Below are 15,477 nucleotides of genomic sequence, written 5' to 3'. Positions count from 1 at the left end.
AATTAGACATTATGTCTAATGTAACGAAAAAATGAATTGACTATAGTGTGAATATAAATGTTAGAATAACTAACCTAAGTAGGCAGAGATAAGCTTGATTAAAAGGGATACAGCTTATTTTACTATATAAATCTGTCAAAGTAAGTAGAATTATTAGGCAAAAATCGTAATTGCGTTACATTATGTAACATACATCTGGGAGGGATAACTGATGGAACATGCTTCACCGTTAACCGCATTTTCACCTGACATGTTCATGCGAAATTTCGCTGAGGCCGAACCGGGGCTTACCCGCAAGGGGGCGGCCGAAGAATCCAACCGCTGTCTATACTGCTACGACGCTCCTTGTATCAAGGCTTGCCCGACGGGCATTAACATTCCCTCCTTCATTAAGCGTATTGCCACGGACAACCTGCGGGGCGCCGCGCATACGATTATGGAGTCCAACCCGGTAGGCGCAAGCTGCTCCCGCGTCTGCCCGACCGAAGAACTATGCGAAGGAGCCTGCGTCCTGAACGACGCTTCCGAGCCGATCCAGATCGGCCTGCTCCAGCGCTATGCAACGGATTGGGCAATGAATAATGACGTGAAGCTGTTCAAGGCCGGTGCTCCGAGCGGGAAAAAAGTTGCCGTAATCGGCGGCGGCCCGGCCGGATTGTCGGCTGCCAGAGAGCTGGCCCGTGAAGGTTTCTCCGTCGTGATCTACGAAGCGAGGGAACTGGCCGGAGGACTGGACACACATGGCATCGTATCCTTCCGTTTGCCGCAGTCCGTCTCCCTGTGGGAAGTGGAGCAGGTCGAGAAGCTTGGCGTGGACATCCGCACAGGCGTAAAGGTAGGGACGGATGTAACGGTGGATGAGCTGAAGGCGGAATACGACGCCATCGTGCTGGCCGCCGGTATGGGCTACGTCCCCGGGCTCGGCATCCCGGGCGAGGAACTGGAAGGCGTGTATGACGCGATCAAGCTGGTGGAATCGACGAAGACGGGCGTGTCGGATGTGCAGCTGCTGGGACAACGCGTGGCCATTATCGGCGCGGGCAACACGGCGATCGACGCCGCAACCTGCTCTGTGCGGCTCGGAGCTGCCAATGTGAAGATGGTCTACCGCCGCACCCGCGAGGAGATGACAGCCTACGACTTCGAGTTCGAATTCGCCAAGCAGGAAGGCGTCGAGTTCAACTGGCTGACGCTGCCGAGGCGCATTATCGGCGACGAACTCGGCAAGGTGACCGGCCTGGAATGTGTAACGATGAAGCTGAGCGGCGAGGCCGGCAGCGACGGCAGACTTAAGCCGGTGCCGGTGGAAGGCTCCGAATTCATTATGCCGGTGGAAGCTGTCGTGCTGGCCATCGGGCAGAAGCGTCATACCGGCCTGATCGAGCATCTCGGCCTGGAGCATGAATGGGGCGTCGTAAAGATCGACGAGGAGACCCACCAGACCTCCGATCCGCAAATTTATGCGGCGGGCGACATCGTCTTCGGCTTCGGCAAAGGCGAAGCGATGGTCGTATCCGCGGCCCAGCAGGGCAAAATCGCCGCTCACGCGATTGTCAAGCAATTCACGCCGCAGCAGGACAGCGTTGTCGGCTCTGCGGTATAACCATATTTTTCAGGGAGGGAATTATCAATGGCAGATTTGAGCATTAATCTCGCAGGAATCAAGTCGCCCAATCCGTTCTGGCTGGCCTCCGCGCCGCCAACCAATACAGGCTATCAAGTGCAGCGCGCTTTTGAAGCGGGATGGGGCGGCGCCGTATGGAAGACGCTCGGCGATCCGATCATCAACACGTCCGCGCGCTTTGCCGCCGTCAATTTCAACGGCCAGCGCGTGGCAGGCTTCAACAATATCGAGCTGATTACGGACCGTCCGCTTGATGTCAACCTGAAGGAAATTTACGAGACCAAGAAGCGCTTCCCGAATCACGCCGTGGTCGCCTCCCTGATGGTGGAACCTAAACAGGAGAAGTGGCATGAAATCGTCAAAAGAGTCGAGGATGTCGGCGTAGATGGTCTGGAGCTGAACTTCGGCTGTCCGCACGGAATGGCGGAGCGCGGCATGGGCGCCGCATCCGGGCAGCAGCCCGATCTGGTAGAAGCGCAGACGTATTGGGTAAAAGAAGTAGCAAAGACGCCTGTTATCGTTAAGCTGACTCCCAACATTACCGACATCACGGTTACAGCCCGTCATGCCGTCAAGGGAGGCGCCGACGCGATCAGCCTGATCAATACGATCAACAGTCTCGCGGGAGTGGACATTCATACCTGGAACACCATTCCCCATATCGGCGGCAAGGGCGCCCACGGCGGCTACTGCGGCCCGGCTGTCAAACCCATTGCGCTCAACATGGTTGCCGAATGCGCCCGCCACCCGGAGGTGACCGTTCCGATCTCCGGCATCGGAGGAATTTCCACCTGGCAGGACGTCGTCGAATTTATGCTGATGGGCTCCACCGCTATTCAGGTGTGTACGGCGGCTATGCATCACGGCTTCCGGATCGTGGAGGAAATGATTGACGGTCTGAATAACTATTTAGATGAGAAGGGTCTCGCATCCGTGACCGAACTGACCGGCAAATCGGTGTCCAAATACTCGAACTGGGGCGACCTCAACCTCAACTACAAAGTGGTGGCCCGGATCAACGAGGAGAACTGCATCAACTGCAACAAATGCCATATTGCCTGCGAGGACACTTCACATCAATGTATCGATATGCTGACTAATGCAGAAGGTAAAGCAATTCTTAAGGTGCGCGAGGAAGACTGCGTCGGCTGCAATCTGTGCTCGATCGTCTGCCCGGCGGAAGGGGCTATTGACATGGTGGAAATCGACAGCGGCCTTCCGCCGATGACCTGGAATGAGCGCCAGAGCGTCGTCGGCAATCTAAGCGGTTCTTATTCCAAAGCGGAGGTGTTTTGAGAATGAAGAAGCTCATCAAGAACGGCACGATTGTAACGGCGGCGGACACGTTTACCGGAGATGTCGCCATCGAGAACGGAATTATCACGGAAATCGGCCTTAACCTGAAGGCGGACGGCGCCGAGATCATCGACGCTTCCGGCTGCTATGTCTTCCCGGGAGGCGTCGACCCGCATACGCATCTGGATATGCCGTTTGGCGGAACCGTAACCGCCGACGACTTCGAGACGGGCACCATTGCCGCCGCCTATGGCGGAACGACGACAGTGATCGACTTCTGCCTGACGAGCAAGGGGCTGCCTCTCCAGCAGGCGGTGAACACCTGGCATGAGAAATCGCAGGACAAAGCCGTCATCGACTACAGCTTCCACCTTATGGTGTCCGAACTGAACGACAAGGTGCTTGCCGAGCTGCCGCAAATTATTGAGAACGAAGGGATCACCTCCCTTAAAGTGTTCATGGCTTACAAAAATGTGCTCCAGGCCGACGACGGCACACTCTTCAAGACGCTCCAGGCCGCCAAACAAGAAGGCGCACTCGTTATGGTCCACGCCGAGAACGGCGATGTCATCGACTATCTCGTGAGCACAGCGCTGGCCGAGGGCAATACCGATCCGATCTATCATGCGCTGACCCGGCCTCCGGAGCTTGAAGGCGAGGCCACGGGCCGGGCCGCCTATCTGACCGAGCTGACCGATTCGCAGCTGTATGTGGTGCATGTGACCTGCGCCGAAGCGGCGTGGAAGATCGAGGAGGCCCGCAAGAAGGGGCTGCGCGTCTATGGCGAGACCTGCCCGCAGTATCTTGTGCTTGACCAGACGGCACTTGAGAAGCCGAACTTTGAAGGAGCCAAATACGTATGGTCCCCGCCGCTGCGCGAGCAGTGGAACCAGGATGTGCTGTGGAAATCCTTGTGGAACGGCAGTCTGCAGACCATCGGCTCCGACCAGTGCTCCTTTAACTTCAAGGGCCAGAAGGAGCTGGGCCTTGGCGATTTCTCGAAAATACCGAACGGCGGACCGACGATCGAAGACCGGTTTACGATTTTGTACTCCGAGGGTGTGGAAAAAGGCCGCATCTCGCTGAATAAATTCGTGGATATAATCGCCACCTCCAGCGCCAAGCTGTTTGGATTGTTCCCGCAAAAAGGGACGATTGCGATAGGAAGCGATGCCGACATTGTCATTTTCGACCCTGCCGTGAAGCGGACTCTTTCCGCCGAAACCCATCATATGAATGTCGATTACAACGCGTTTGAGGGCTTCGAGGTCAAGGGGGAACCGGTATCCGTCCTCAGCCGCGGCGAGTTCGTGATCCGCAACAAGCAGTTCGTTGGCAAGCCGGGCGCCGGCAAGTATCTGCACCGTAAACGGTTCGGAGCCGCTCCGGTACTTCCGGCCAAAACCGAGGTTAGCGGAGGTGTGGTTTAATGTCCGCATACGATGATTTTGCCAAAGAGAAGCAGGAGATCGACGATTTGCTGCTTCAGGGCTATGCCGTTACCGGCATGCTGGAAACCCTGGATGGAGCCAAAGTGAAATTTGACCAAGGGGAGCCGGGGAGCGAGAGCGTAGAGCTGCTTCTTCTGACGGCGGACGCCCGGAAATATGTAACGACGCTTGTTTTTGCAGGTTTGCAGAAGGCGCAGTAGCCGTTTCGCCAAATTAAGGAAGCGTACGCCGGGAGCTCGGCGTACGCTTTTTTAGATTGACATCACTTAACGATTATTCTATATTATTAATTAACAATTAATCGCATTGAATTAATAGGAATTATTGATTGACCAGATCACTGGAAATCAAGCCGGAAACGCCGTTAGGCGTATTAGGGCTTGATTTTTTTTATTCCTTGGAAAGAAGGTCGGTTCAAGCATGATCACCGTCACGAATCTGAACAAGAGCTACCGGACGCGCAGCGGGACGGTTTCGGCGCTTTCGGATATTAATCTGCATATCGAAAAGGGCGAAATATTCGGCATTATCGGCTTCAGCGGCGCCGGCAAATCTTCGCTCATCCGCTGTCTGAACCGGCTCGAGGAGCCGGATTCGGGCAGTATTCAAATTGGCGAGACGGTCATTACCGATCTGAAGGAGCGCGAACTGCGGCTGGCCCGCCGTAAAATCGGGATGATTTTTCAACAGTTTAATCTGTTTGATTCCAAAACGGTCTTTGGAAACGTCGCTTTTCCGCTAAAGGCCGCGGGTTACAAGAAGCCCGACATCGAGCGGCGGGTGGGCGAAATTCTCGACCTGGTCGAGCTCGGCGGCAAGGCAGGAAGCTATCCTTCCGAGCTGAGCGGCGGACAGAAGCAGAGGGTAGGCATAGCAAGGGCGCTCGCCGGTGAACCGGATGTGCTGCTGTCAGATGAAGCGACATCGGCGCTTGATCCACAGACGACCCATTCCATCCTGGAGCTGCTGGCGGATATTAACCGCAGGTTGGGCCTTACGGTTGTGCTGATCACGCATGAGATGGATGTTCTGCGCCATATTTGCGGCAATGCCGCCGTGATTGAGGCGGGCCGCATCGTTGAGAACGCTCCGGTCCGGCAGCTGTTCCATAACCCGCAAAGCGATACGGCCAAGCGGTTCGCCGGAATTTTCGACTTCTACAACAATACCGGGAATAGCGGACAGCTCGATGTTCCGGCGCAGGCGGAAAGAGAGGCCGTGCTGCGATGAGAGAAGATGTAGTCGATTTGCTGTGGGAAGGGTTGCGGCAGACGCTGTACATGGTGGCATGGTCGTCAGTCTTTGCGCTGCTCCTGGGCACGCTGCTCGGGATTACACTGGTAGTTACGGATAAGGGAGGGATTCTTGCCGCTCCCGGAGTGAACAAGGTGATCAGCACCGCAATTAACGGAGTACGTTCCATTCCGTTCATTATCCTGATTGTGCTGCTGCTGCCTTTATCCCGGCTGATTGTAGGTACTACGCTCGGTCCGACGGCGGCGATCGTCTCTTTATCTATCGGCGCGGCTCCGTTTCTCGGGCGAATCATCGAGAATGCCCTTCGTGAAGTGGGAGACGGCAAGATCGAAGCAGCCAAATCGGTAGGCGCTGGGCCGTTCACCATAATCCTGCAGGTGCTTATACCTGAGGCCTTGCCCGCTCTGGTCCGGGGAATGACGATTGCCGTTATCTCCATCACCGAATTCACGGCGGTAGCAGGAGCCATCGGAGCGGGAGGACTGGGGAGCCTGGCTATCCGCTTCGGATATCAGCGGTTTCGCACCGATATTTTGCTTGGAACGGTCCTTCTGATCATTCTGATCGTCCAGATTCTGCAATGGTTCGGCGACTATATCGCCCGTTCCATTGACCGGCGGCGCTTTAAGAACGGGTAGAGCGACTACACGCCGCCGGGACTAAGGTTCCGCGTTTAGACGAGGCGCTTAGAGCTTTGATGATACACCGGTTGTACATTCTTTTTACATACATTTTTCAGAGAAAGCAGGGATTGGGATGGCGAGAAAAAGAAGCTTATGGTTTGCGGCGGTCATTGTGGCGACAGGAATCTTGGCTGGCTGCGGATCGCAGAACGGAAACGGGGAGGCGGCGGCTCCGCAGACCAGCGCGGCTGCAAGCGAAGCGCCCAAGGAAGTGACAATCAAGGTCGGGGCGTCGGCTGTGCCGCATGCCGAGATTTTGGAATTCATCAAACCGAAGCTGAAGGAAGAAGGAGTTAATCTGGAAGTTGTTACGCTGGATGATGACGGACAGCTCAATCCTGCGCTGCAGGAGAAGCAGATCGACGCGAACTACTTCCAGCACGTCCCTTATCTGGATTCCGTCAAAGGGGAGAAGGGCTATGATTTCGTAGTTACGGCTAAAGTGCATGTCGAACCGATCGGCTTCTACTCCGAGAAGCTGAAGAGCAAGGACGAAATCCCGCACGGCGCGAAAATCGGCATTCCGAACAATCCCTCCAACGAATACCGGGCGCTTGTGCTGCTTCAGCAGCAGGGGCTGATCAAGCTGAAGGATGGTCTGACAACTTACGAGGCGACCCCCAAAGATATCGTGGATAACCCGCATAATCTGGAGTTCGTCGAAGCGGATGCCGCCACACTGCCGCGTTCGCTGCCTGATCTGGACGGAGCAATTATTAATACCAACCTCGTCCTTGATGCGAAAATCGATCCCAAGACCGCGCTGTTCCGCGAAGATGCGAATTCGCCTTACGCCAATGTAGTAGTGGTACGCAAAGGGGACGAGAACCGCGAGGAAATCAAGAAGCTGGATGCGGCGCTGACCAGTCCGGATGTCAAAAAATTTATCGAGGATAAATATGGCGTTGCTGTCGTTCCGGCCTTCTAGATATCGCCAATGAAACTTTAGTACAATCCATTTTTGAGGCTGTCCTAAAAGCAGGTGTCTACAAACTTTACGGCTCCTCACATAAAAAAACAGCAAACCGGCCGGTCAAGGGGTTCATCCTTGGCCGGCCGGTTTCATTTTGGTCTACCGCATGTTTCCTCAGCAAATTATGGGCTTGCGAAAGCCGCCTGACCTCCAGGCTTACTTTCGCAAGCCCTCGAAGAAGGAACCGCCGGAATCCCCGGTTGTTCTTCATTTACCCAAATACTCTTTCCACTTCCGCCATTCGCCGGGCGGAAAGAGCCCGGCCTTCCTCACTCCGCAGCTTCTCCCGCGCCTGCTCCTTGTACCGCAGGTACGCCATGCTCACTCGAATTTCCTGGTTGCCTTTCGCCTAGGTACAGCCACTCTTTAGGGACAACCTTCACAGTTTTCACTCCGGTATACTCGCAGCTTCACTTCATAACCGCTGTCTAACTTGCTCCGGCTTTCCCGCACAAAATCCAGCTTTCGCCCATTTCGGCAAATCCACTGGTCGTTCTATTCTTCATATGTCCAGTTCTCCAACTTCCCGGGATCGGTTTTCCAGGACTTGTTCGTTTCCCGGTGGAACGTATTGTATTTACCAGCGCTTCGCAATTTTCCTCTTCGAGATAGGCGTAATTCTCCTCTCCGCCGTAGCCCGCATCAGCAACGACGGTTTTCGGCAGTTGGCCCAGCCTCTTCTGCAGTTGCTTCAAGTGTGGAATCAGGCAGCGGGTATCGGTCGGTCGCTGGTGCACGCTGTAGCCCACAATGAACTGGCTTTCCGTTCCCGCCTGTACATTGTATCCTGGCTTCAACTGACCGTTCTTCATGTGGTCTTCCTTCATCCGCATAAACGTGGCGTCCGGGTCGGTTTTGCTGTAGCTGTTTCGCTCTTGCCGCTCGTAGCGCTACATGCGCGGCAGGTAATCCCGCTTCAGCAAGCGGACTGCTTTCTTTAGCGGCTTATCCTAGGGCCTGTTCCGACGCTTCGTTGCTTAGTGAAGCGGATTCCCCCAAGCTCCGCCAAATCTGCACCTTCATGGGCTAGATTTTCTTGCTGTTCCTGCTCTTCAATCGTCTGGAACAGTACCCGCACCTTTTCCTGCAGCTTCATTTTGTACCGAACCACCACTTTGCGCCAGACAAACGTATACCGATTCGCATTCGCCTCGATCTTGGTGCCGTCCACAAAATAGTAATCCACTTTGACGTAGCCGCCTTGGATTATGAGTTCCAGCAGGGCGGTAAACAGGGACTCCAGCACGTCTTTCATCCGCTTGCTGCGGAACCGGTTAATGGTGCGGAAGTCCGGGTGCTGGCATCCGGCCAGCCACATGAACGGGATGGTTTCCCGCACAGCCTTGGTGATTTGACGGGAAGAGTAGATCCGCTGATGTAGGCGTAGAGGATGATTTTGGTGAGCATTTTGGGGTGGTAGCTGTGCCTTCCGGCGCCCGGATGAGCAGCCGCAAAGATCTTATCGCAGGTGCGGTTCACCATGTCGTTTACGACACGAACGAAGTGGTTTGGAGGAAAGTCCTCCTCCAGGTCCATTGGCAGATGAAGTTGATCCATGCTATCGTGAATGTACAAAAGAAGCCCTCCTTTGGAATGGTTACTCGACACTTCCATTTTACTAAGGAACGGCTTCTTTTTGTTTTACAAAATGGAAACAAGGGCGATCCCAAAAGTCATTTAGGATGACTTTTGGGACAGCCTCTTCTTTTTTGTTTTCAGCAATTACACTAATGGAAGAAATGTAAAGTCATCTTTACATTTGATAAAATTGGTAGTATGATACAAAAAAACATTATTTTTTTAAGGAATGGTAAATATGGGAGACGGTGATTCGTATCTTAAACACCACATTCTTGAACTGCGAACGGAGAGGGGCTGGACTCAACAGCAACTGGCGGATGCCTTGCAAGTCAGCCGTCAGACGGTGATCTCCATCGAAAGGAACAAGTATATGCCGTCTTTGAAACTGGCTTTTCGCATCGCGGAGGTTTTCCAAAAGAGTATATATGAGGTGTTCGATTATGAAAGGTAGGAAAGTATATGAACTCTCTCACATTGATGAATTCGATCTTTGCGGTATTGGGATTCCTGGCATTCGTTAGTATTATGATTCTCAGCATTGCCGGAGTCAGGGATGAGCGCGGTCTTTATATTTTCAACAAGTTTTTTAAGTATATGTTTTTTCTCCTGAGTGCAAGCTTCTCGCTTGTCATTCTGATTAGTTCTTGGGTGGACATGGGTTACGAATTGTACAGAAATATGGTCACACTGTTATTTTCGTTGTCTTTTGTGATTGGCTTCTTCATTTGGATCGGTCTGTGGAAACGCAATTAATTGACAGGAGCGGACGGTTGTTCGCGGTTGGGAGGAATCAAATTGGACTTTTTATCAATAAACCAAGTCTCTAAAAGAATCGGTGGCAAGAATATTATCAAGAATGTTAGTTTATCGGTTCCCAAAGGGAAAATATTCGGACTACTTGGGCCGAACGGGGCTGGGAAAACAACCTTGATCAAGATGATGGTGGGCATAATGAAGATGTCTTCAGGCGATATTCGTATCGGTGGCAGCTCCATTCAATCCGAATTCAAGGATGCAATCCGGAAGGTAGGCGCAGTGATTGAGAACCCCTCTTTTTATGGGGAGATGACAGGGTTTCAGAATTTGCGTTATATCTCGGCCTTTCATATGAAACCAAACAAGGTGAATATTGAACGCCAGCTTGAAGCTTTTGGACTAAGCGATAGCGCGAACAAGAGAGTCAAGAAATATTCGCTTGGAATGAAGCAGCGTCTCGGTCTCGCCGTTTCGCTGCTGCATAATCCCGACCTGGTTATTTTGGATGAACCAACCAATGGCATGGACCCTCAGGGAATCATTGATTTAAGACGAATCCTACGGGGACTTGCCGAAAAGCACGAGAAGACGGTTTTCCTCTCAAGTCATTTGCTTTCCGAGGTAGAGTTATTATGCGATTATTACGGCGTGATGAACGATGGAGAACTGTTGGAAATTAAAGAGAATGGAAGAGCGGCAAATGAATTTCGGTATACTCTTTCGTTTGATTCCACGTGCATAAAGCGAGCAATGCAGCTGCTCACAGAGGCTGGATATCAGGTGAAGCGTAATGAAGCGGCGTATGAATTAAGTTTTGTACTGCCTGAAGAGAAAATAATGATCGTGATCAACATGCTGAATCATCATCAGATCGAAGTATTGAATATGAAGCAGGCCAGATGGACACTGGAAGAAGATTTCATAGCATTACTGAACGCAAATAAGGGGGCAAGCTAATGCGACTATTGGGTAATGAACTGTACCGGTTCTATAAAAATCGCAACACATGGCTTATTACATTGCTACTGTTTTTCATCACCGTGGCTTATACTCTCTTGGTTAGCTTTAGCAGGCCGAACACTCTCGCGGACAGCGGGAACTGGAGATCCGGCGTTGAGAATCAGATTCAAGAGGATAAGAAACAGATGGCAGCCTTGTCGCCGTCCATGCCCATGCACCGATTTCTGTCCGAACAGCTTGTCGTGAACCAGTACCGGCTTGACCATGATCTTCCGCCTACTTCTAAATATGACGCATTGACACTGATTAATGAATTAAGACCGGTGACTACGTTGATTACGCTGGTAGCGATTGTTCTTGCCGCCAATGCGATAGCGGCCGAGCACGCTAAGGGAACCATCAAATTTGTCATTACTTCGCCGATACGTAGAGGGACTTATCTGCTACTGAAATATGCCTCAGTTGTAATAAATATTCTGCTACTGTTCATGGCATTTATGATGCTGGCTTCATTGTTGGGCTATGTGTGGTTGGGTACAGGCGGAAGCAATTATTATTTGGCCTATCAAAATGGGGCGATCGTGAAGATGTCGATGATGACCTACCTATGCCTGAAATATTTAGCGACCCTTGCCAATATTGTCATGGTGGCTACTCTGGCCTTTGCCGTATCGGTATTATTTAGAAACGCGATACTTGCGGTAGGTGTCTCCTTGCTGTTGTATTTCACCGGAACAACGATGACGCAATTTTTTGCCATGAAATTTGGCTGGATCAAGTACCTGATTTTTGCGAATTACGACCTATCCGCTTATTTGGACGGCAGGCCGGTAGTTGAGAGTATGACCCTTTCCTTTTCGCTAACGATGATGGCTGTCTACTTTGTAGCCTTTCTGAGCATTTCCTATGTGACCTTTACCAGAAGGGATATTACGACTTAAGACCGGTAGATTTACGGTGAAAAACGCGAAGCGGGCATCATAAGGCTGATGGGCGCTTCGCGTTAAGCTTCACTTATACACAAGGACATTAAGATCTGACTGGCGGGGACAGATGAAGAATTTGCGGCAGGTTACCGGGCAGGGCTTGCTGAAGCAACCCAAAGCCCACGCCGCTCCATCCGAGCATCAAGCCGACCGCCTCCACTCCGCGGGATACGCCTCCGGTCATGTCATGCTTGTTGTAGTATTCGAATAGCCGTCCGGACAGGTCGGATGTAACGGCCTGTATATCGGAGGATTGGCTGGAAAAATTGCTTAGAATTTCGAGCTGCCCGAAGTCTCCGTGGCAGAAGGAACGGTTATTGTCCAGACCCAGCTTGATTGTGGTCTCAAGTCCGGCATCAATCTCAGATTCTAGATCATTGTCGTGATAGCCGCTTTCCTGCAAGATATGACGGGAGAGCAGTATACCGGGAGCGCCGTGGCACCAGGCAACGGAAAGCTGATCCCTTCCAATGGATTTCCAGTTCTTCTCCTTGGAAACGTACATACTTCTCTCAAATAACAGGCCCTCATGAATCGTGCGTTTGATAGAACCGGCATCCATCACTTTATTGAACTTAGCGAGTGCCGCTAGAATACCTGATGAGCCATGTGCAAAGCCGGTATAGAACTTCTGGTGATACGGATCGCGCCAGGCGATACCGGTGGACATGGCCGTGGCGTTGCGCTGCAAATGCTGCACACATCTCTCGGCCAGCACAAGTAGTTCCTTCTCTTGCTGCTGCTCATATAGGGATAAGAACACCATTAATGCTCCCGCCGATCCGCTGGTGACATCGAATTGTTCGTCCTTTTCGATCAGCTCTTCAAGCAGCGGTAGAAATTGCAGCACGGCTTGGAACCATTCGGGACGATGCAGATTGACCGAGGCATGCTGAAGGAAATAGAGGTAGCTTGAAATTCCCGTAAATCCGCCTACTTCCATATAAGGAGTCCAGTCCATATCCTGCTTTTGCAGCTCGTTTAACGAATCTATAACTGTATTGACACACCGTATGGTTACTTCCTGGAAAACGTTATGTTCAGGGAAAATTTTCCCTAAATAACTAAGATAAAAACCGATTCCGGCCACTCCGTTGTAAAAGTCTAGGTTAACAGGCGATATAGTCCAGGATACTTCATCGATGCCTTTAATCATCGTGCTAATCCAGCTTATATCTTCACTACCTTCGGCGGTAATGCGCTGATCCAATACGTATTCGCCCACCCGTTTGGAGCAGTTCAGAATATCGGTGACGGTTACCGCTTCAAGCGAAATATTCCCAGTCTCTTTACTTAAGATCAGCGTGTCCTTGTGATGCTTAGCGTTAAAGGAGGCCAATATAGACATCCGAATGACATGTAGCTGTTCGCCCAGATCAGTGTCCGATAAGGAATCAATTTTTTCCCTAACCCGGGTCAGGGCTGCCTTCTCAAAATATTCGGCGACAAACGTTTGGTTCGCTGCTTCCAAATGTGTGGTGGCGGGCGATGAGAGGAAATAGGGAATATCTCCATTCAAAAGATCGAGCAACTCGCTTCTCGCGACATCATAGTTCGTGTCTTCATTAATGAATTTCTCCAGCCTGCACAAGAATACTTCCCGGTCAACGGCATCCCGAAGGAAATCTGGATGGTAGCTTCGTTGCAGTAGCTGGGCATAGACGGCTGTTGGCCGAATAATCGTCCGTACAGGACATGTCTCAAAAATCGTCAAGAGAGCAAGGTAAGATGCTTTGTTCGTTTGAATGAGTTGGTATACCTGCCTGAATCCATCCACAATGAAATTCAAATATTCCAAAATTTCGACAGGCTCGCCGTTAAGCTTCGGTACATTCTGCGCCTCTTGAATCTGGAAGGAGTCTTTGGCCAGGTGCATGTCATCACGAAAAGATTGTTTGATCTGATAAGCCTTGAACGGCGCTTCCTGAGCCTCCTTGCCGCTAAGACCGCTTAGGTCCAATACTCGGTTGCTGTCTTTTTTTTCATAATAGGAATTGAACGGAAGAATGCCAGTCGAGTTAACCGAACGCGTTAGTATGTAGCGGGCTTTAGAAATTGCGGTGTCCATGGAAACTTCATTTTGTTTAGACTGATGGAATATAGACTCCAGGTCAATCAGAATCGGATGATCCTTGCAGGCAATGATGTTCTCATGATGGAAATCTACGGCATCAATACTGTACAAAATGGCCAGTATTTGACCCAGCCGTATGTAATAATCGTTCAATTGCTCCAGTTGATCACATTCCCGGTATACGACAAAATTGGACCAGCCGTAGGTTCCGCAATTCAGAATCGTATATGTGGCCAATTTTCTCGGCGGCTGTCTGAGGTTGACCCAGCTCAAGATCTGTTGGAACTTGATATCCACCTCATGGCTTCGAGGTTTATAGACAACTCTTCCGTTCGCAAAGGTGATAATAGCGACCATTTTTCCTTTATCATGGGAGTCGCCAAGGCCGAGATCCAGATCGATTATATCCCCGCTGACGCCGAACTGCTGGCTAATTTGTTCAGCATCATTTGATAGGCGGTGCAGTAATTCGGCAACATTTTGTACCCAATAGGCGGTTTTCGTACACATGAGCCGGAGCAGAACCGGGTATTCATCAAAAAAGGAATGGATATAGGAGATATCATTCAGGAAAAGACGGTTGAAGCTGTGGTATCTTTCTTCTGGACTACCACCGGTCAACTGCTCTTGAACCCGTAACACGTTCAATTCAAGAATAAGGGTCTGATAGCCGATTTCCAGAAGTGTTTTTTTCAGGTGATACAAGGTTTTGTCCTTAATTGAAGCAGGTAAAGCTACCTTGTGGGAAGCAAGCTCCAAATCGGCCACATACGCAAAGCGCATCAGAAGGGTATCAAAGAAAAGGGGATTTTGTATTGTGTTATCCGTCGTAAAGCCGGATTCGCTGTAAGTGGCAAAGAAACGGTACTTTATATTCAGCCAATGATCATGATCGTATGAACTACTGGTATTTAATTCGATAGAAGCAGATAAAGAGGATTTAGCAATTGATTCCACATCGTCATTTGTAAAGATGGAAATCGATTTGTTAAGCCAATCTTGGTCATCGTTAAACAAAGTACGCCAATAAGAGGTTTTTTCCTGTACCTCCGCATTGCTGGCCGCATCCGTAACGAGTTCTCTTTCACTGTAGACATAATATTTATTGTTCATGGTCGGCACACACCTACTAAGGTATTTGTAGTGAATTAGTTATAGCAATATACATTCCTAAGGCGAATAGGTAAAGCGGGCGAGGGAAATAAGGTCCCCGCCCGCGGTTTGTAGCCTTGCTTTTTTAGTTGCAGCTAGGCATACATTCTTTGGTGGCTGTACAAACCCAACCATTGTTGCCCAGTGTCATGCTGATCAAGATGCTTGTGCTTGTAGTCAAAGTGTTGGTGTCAAAACCACCAGTAAAATCCTGCAAGTCTTCTTCTTTCAGTTCCGCTAATACATCACCGGAAGGATGATGGATAGCACCAAGGCCTTTTCTCGCCATCGGGTTTTTCCATGCTGTTACCAATGCTTTGTCGTACATAGTAATCGCTCCTTTTCCTTTAATTGAAAAAATTAGTAGACTTGGAATTCCAGACATAGTATATTTTATTCCATAAAGGGTAGTCAACCCCTAATTCTTACATATATTTTAAATTACAATTTTGAAAGGATGATGATTTCTATGAAAAATTCGAAGATCCGTAATGAGTTTCTGAAAACTAGTAAAACTGTAGGTGTAGTTACAGAGGAAGAATTGAAAATGCTCACTGGGGGAGCAGGCGATGTAAATCCGGAAACTACTATACTGACTACATCTTCATGGACTTGTATTACAGCGGGAGTAACGGTGTCGGCAAGCCTTTGCCCAACTACCAAATGCACTAGCCAATGCTAATT

14 protein-coding genes and 1 pseudogene are annotated in these 15,477 nt (G+C 50.6%); 12 read left to right on the top strand and 3 right to left on the bottom strand.

Going from position 1 to position 15,477, the window contains the following annotated elements:
- The first annotated feature begins 211 nt into the window (after positions 1-211).
- The 7 genes from PDUR_RS25230 (at position 212) to PDUR_RS25200 (ending at position 7,239) form a co-directional block, all read left to right on the top strand.
- Positions 212-1,603, top strand: coding sequence for an NAD(P)-dependent oxidoreductase (locus PDUR_RS25230; protein ID WP_042208670.1), 1,392 nt, complete (start codon positions 212-214; stop codon positions 1,601-1,603).
- Between the two features lie 27 nt (positions 1,604-1,630).
- Positions 1,631-2,920 carry an NAD-dependent dihydropyrimidine dehydrogenase subunit PreA gene (preA, locus tag PDUR_RS25225; RefSeq protein ID WP_042208669.1) on the top strand — a complete coding sequence of 430 codons (1,290 nt, stop codon included), beginning with the start codon at positions 1,631-1,633 and terminating at the stop codon, positions 2,918-2,920.
- Positions 2,921-2,922: 2 nt separating this feature from the next.
- Positions 2,923-4,350, top strand: a complete 1,428-nt coding sequence (gene hydA / locus PDUR_RS25220) for a dihydropyrimidinase (protein ID WP_042208668.1) — start codon at positions 2,923-2,925, stop codon at positions 4,348-4,350.
- Positions 4,350-4,571 (top strand): hypothetical protein, encoded by a 222-nt coding sequence (locus PDUR_RS25215; RefSeq protein WP_042208667.1) that lies wholly within the window; start codon positions 4,350-4,352, stop codon positions 4,569-4,571. The genes hydA and PDUR_RS25215 overlap by 1 nt, the downstream gene beginning before the upstream one ends.
- Positions 4,572-4,791: 220 nt before the next feature.
- A complete protein-coding gene (locus PDUR_RS25210) occupies positions 4,792-5,601 on the top strand; it encodes a methionine ABC transporter ATP-binding protein (protein ID WP_042208666.1) in 810 nt (269 codons plus the stop codon).
- Positions 5,598-6,266, top strand: coding sequence for a methionine ABC transporter permease (locus tag PDUR_RS25205; protein WP_042208665.1), 669 nt, complete (start codon positions 5,598-5,600; stop codon positions 6,264-6,266). The genes PDUR_RS25210 and PDUR_RS25205 overlap by 4 nt, the downstream gene beginning before the upstream one ends.
- Positions 6,267-6,384: 118 nt before the next feature.
- A complete protein-coding gene (locus PDUR_RS25200; RefSeq protein ID WP_042208664.1) occupies positions 6,385-7,239 on the top strand; it encodes a MetQ/NlpA family ABC transporter substrate-binding protein in 855 nt (284 codons plus the stop codon).
- Between the two features lie 67 nt (positions 7,240-7,306).
- On the opposite strand, the pseudogene PDUR_RS30410 reads toward PDUR_RS25200, so the two are convergent.
- A pseudogene (locus PDUR_RS30410) lies at positions 7,307-8,859 on the bottom strand (IS1182 family transposase).
- 241 nt (positions 8,860-9,100) lie between these two features.
- On the opposite strand from PDUR_RS30410, the gene PDUR_RS25175 reads away from it, so the two are divergent.
- From PDUR_RS25175 to PDUR_RS25160, 4 genes are read left to right on the top strand one after another with little or no spacing between them, the layout of a single operon-like run.
- Positions 9,101-9,316 carry a helix-turn-helix transcriptional regulator gene (locus tag PDUR_RS25175; protein WP_052410396.1) on the top strand — a complete coding sequence of 72 codons (216 nt, stop codon included), beginning with the start codon at positions 9,101-9,103 and terminating at the stop codon, positions 9,314-9,316.
- A gap of 8 nt (positions 9,317-9,324) precedes the next feature.
- The gene (locus PDUR_RS25170) at positions 9,325-9,618 is read left to right on the top strand and encodes a hypothetical protein (RefSeq protein WP_036592996.1); all 294 of its coding nucleotides are present in this window, start codon (positions 9,325-9,327) and stop codon (positions 9,616-9,618) included.
- Positions 9,619-9,645: 27 nt separating this feature from the next.
- Positions 9,646-10,578: an ABC transporter ATP-binding protein gene (locus tag PDUR_RS25165; protein ID WP_233277433.1), complete on the top strand. Its 933-nt coding sequence runs from the start codon at positions 9,646-9,648 to the stop codon at positions 10,576-10,578.
- Positions 10,578-11,522 carry an ABC transporter permease gene (locus PDUR_RS25160; protein WP_036592997.1) on the top strand — a complete coding sequence of 315 codons (945 nt, stop codon included), beginning with the start codon at positions 10,578-10,580 and terminating at the stop codon, positions 11,520-11,522. The genes PDUR_RS25165 and PDUR_RS25160 overlap by 1 nt, the downstream gene beginning before the upstream one ends.
- 88 nt (positions 11,523-11,610) lie before the next feature.
- Here the strand turns inward: PDUR_RS25160 and PDUR_RS25155 are convergent, their stop codons facing one another.
- A complete protein-coding gene (locus tag PDUR_RS25155) occupies positions 11,611-14,754 on the bottom strand; it encodes a type 2 lanthipeptide synthetase LanM family protein (protein WP_042208659.1) in 3,144 nt (1,047 codons plus the stop codon).
- Positions 14,755-14,878: 124 nt separating this feature from the next.
- The gene (locus PDUR_RS25150; protein WP_036592998.1) at positions 14,879-15,121 is read right to left on the bottom strand and encodes a plantaricin C family lantibiotic; all 243 of its coding nucleotides are present in this window, start codon (positions 15,119-15,121) and stop codon (positions 14,879-14,881) included.
- Positions 15,122-15,253: 132 nt separating this feature from the next.
- Between PDUR_RS25150 and PDUR_RS29295 the strand changes: the two genes are divergently transcribed.
- Entirely contained in the window at positions 15,254-15,475 is a 222-nt protein-coding gene (locus PDUR_RS29295; RefSeq protein ID WP_081949670.1) for a class II lanthipeptide, LchA2/BrtA2 family, read from the top strand.
- Positions 15,476-15,477: the final 2 nt, after the last annotated feature.

It is taken from the genome of Paenibacillus durus, assembly GCF_000756615.1.
GTDB classification, from domain to species: Bacteria; Bacillota; Bacilli; order Paenibacillales; family Paenibacillaceae; genus Paenibacillus_AQ; species Paenibacillus_AQ durus.
The sequence above is the reverse complement of the archived record's forward strand: the minus strand, read 5'-3'. Positions and strand labels throughout refer to the sequence as shown.

Bases quoted from the DNA above. Each gene is read 5' to 3' on its own strand.
- preA (WP_042208669.1), top strand. From the start codon at position 1,631: ATGGCAGATTTGAGCATTAATCTCGCAGGAATCAAGTCGCCCAATCCG.
- PDUR_RS25160 (WP_036592997.1), top strand. From the start codon at position 10,578: ATGCGACTATTGGGTAATGAACTGTACCGGTTCTATAAAAATCGCAAC.
- PDUR_RS25210 (WP_042208666.1), top strand. From the start codon at position 4,792: ATGATCACCGTCACGAATCTGAACAAGAGCTACCGGACGCGCAGCGGG.
- PDUR_RS25205 (WP_042208665.1), top strand. From the start codon at position 5,598: ATGAGAGAAGATGTAGTCGATTTGCTGTGGGAAGGGTTGCGGCAGACG.
- PDUR_RS29295 (WP_081949670.1), top strand. From the start codon at position 15,254: ATGATTTCTATGAAAAATTCGAAGATCCGTAATGAGTTTCTGAAAACT.
- PDUR_RS25215 (WP_042208667.1), top strand. From the start codon at position 4,350: ATGTCCGCATACGATGATTTTGCCAAAGAGAAGCAGGAGATCGACGAT.
- PDUR_RS25200 (WP_042208664.1), top strand. From the start codon at position 6,385: ATGGCGAGAAAAAGAAGCTTATGGTTTGCGGCGGTCATTGTGGCGACA.
- PDUR_RS25230 (WP_042208670.1), top strand. From the start codon at position 212: ATGGAACATGCTTCACCGTTAACCGCATTTTCACCTGACATGTTCATG.
- PDUR_RS25155 (WP_042208659.1), bottom strand. From the start codon at position 14,754: ATGAACAATAAATATTATGTCTACAGTGAAAGAGAACTCGTTACGGAT.
- PDUR_RS25175 (WP_052410396.1), top strand. From the start codon at position 9,101: ATGGGAGACGGTGATTCGTATCTTAAACACCACATTCTTGAACTGCGA.
- PDUR_RS25170 (WP_036592996.1), top strand. From the start codon at position 9,325: ATGAACTCTCTCACATTGATGAATTCGATCTTTGCGGTATTGGGATTC.
- hydA (WP_042208668.1), top strand. From the start codon at position 2,923: ATGAAGAAGCTCATCAAGAACGGCACGATTGTAACGGCGGCGGACACG.
- PDUR_RS25150 (WP_036592998.1), bottom strand. From the start codon at position 15,121: ATGTACGACAAAGCATTGGTAACAGCATGGAAAAACCCGATGGCGAGA.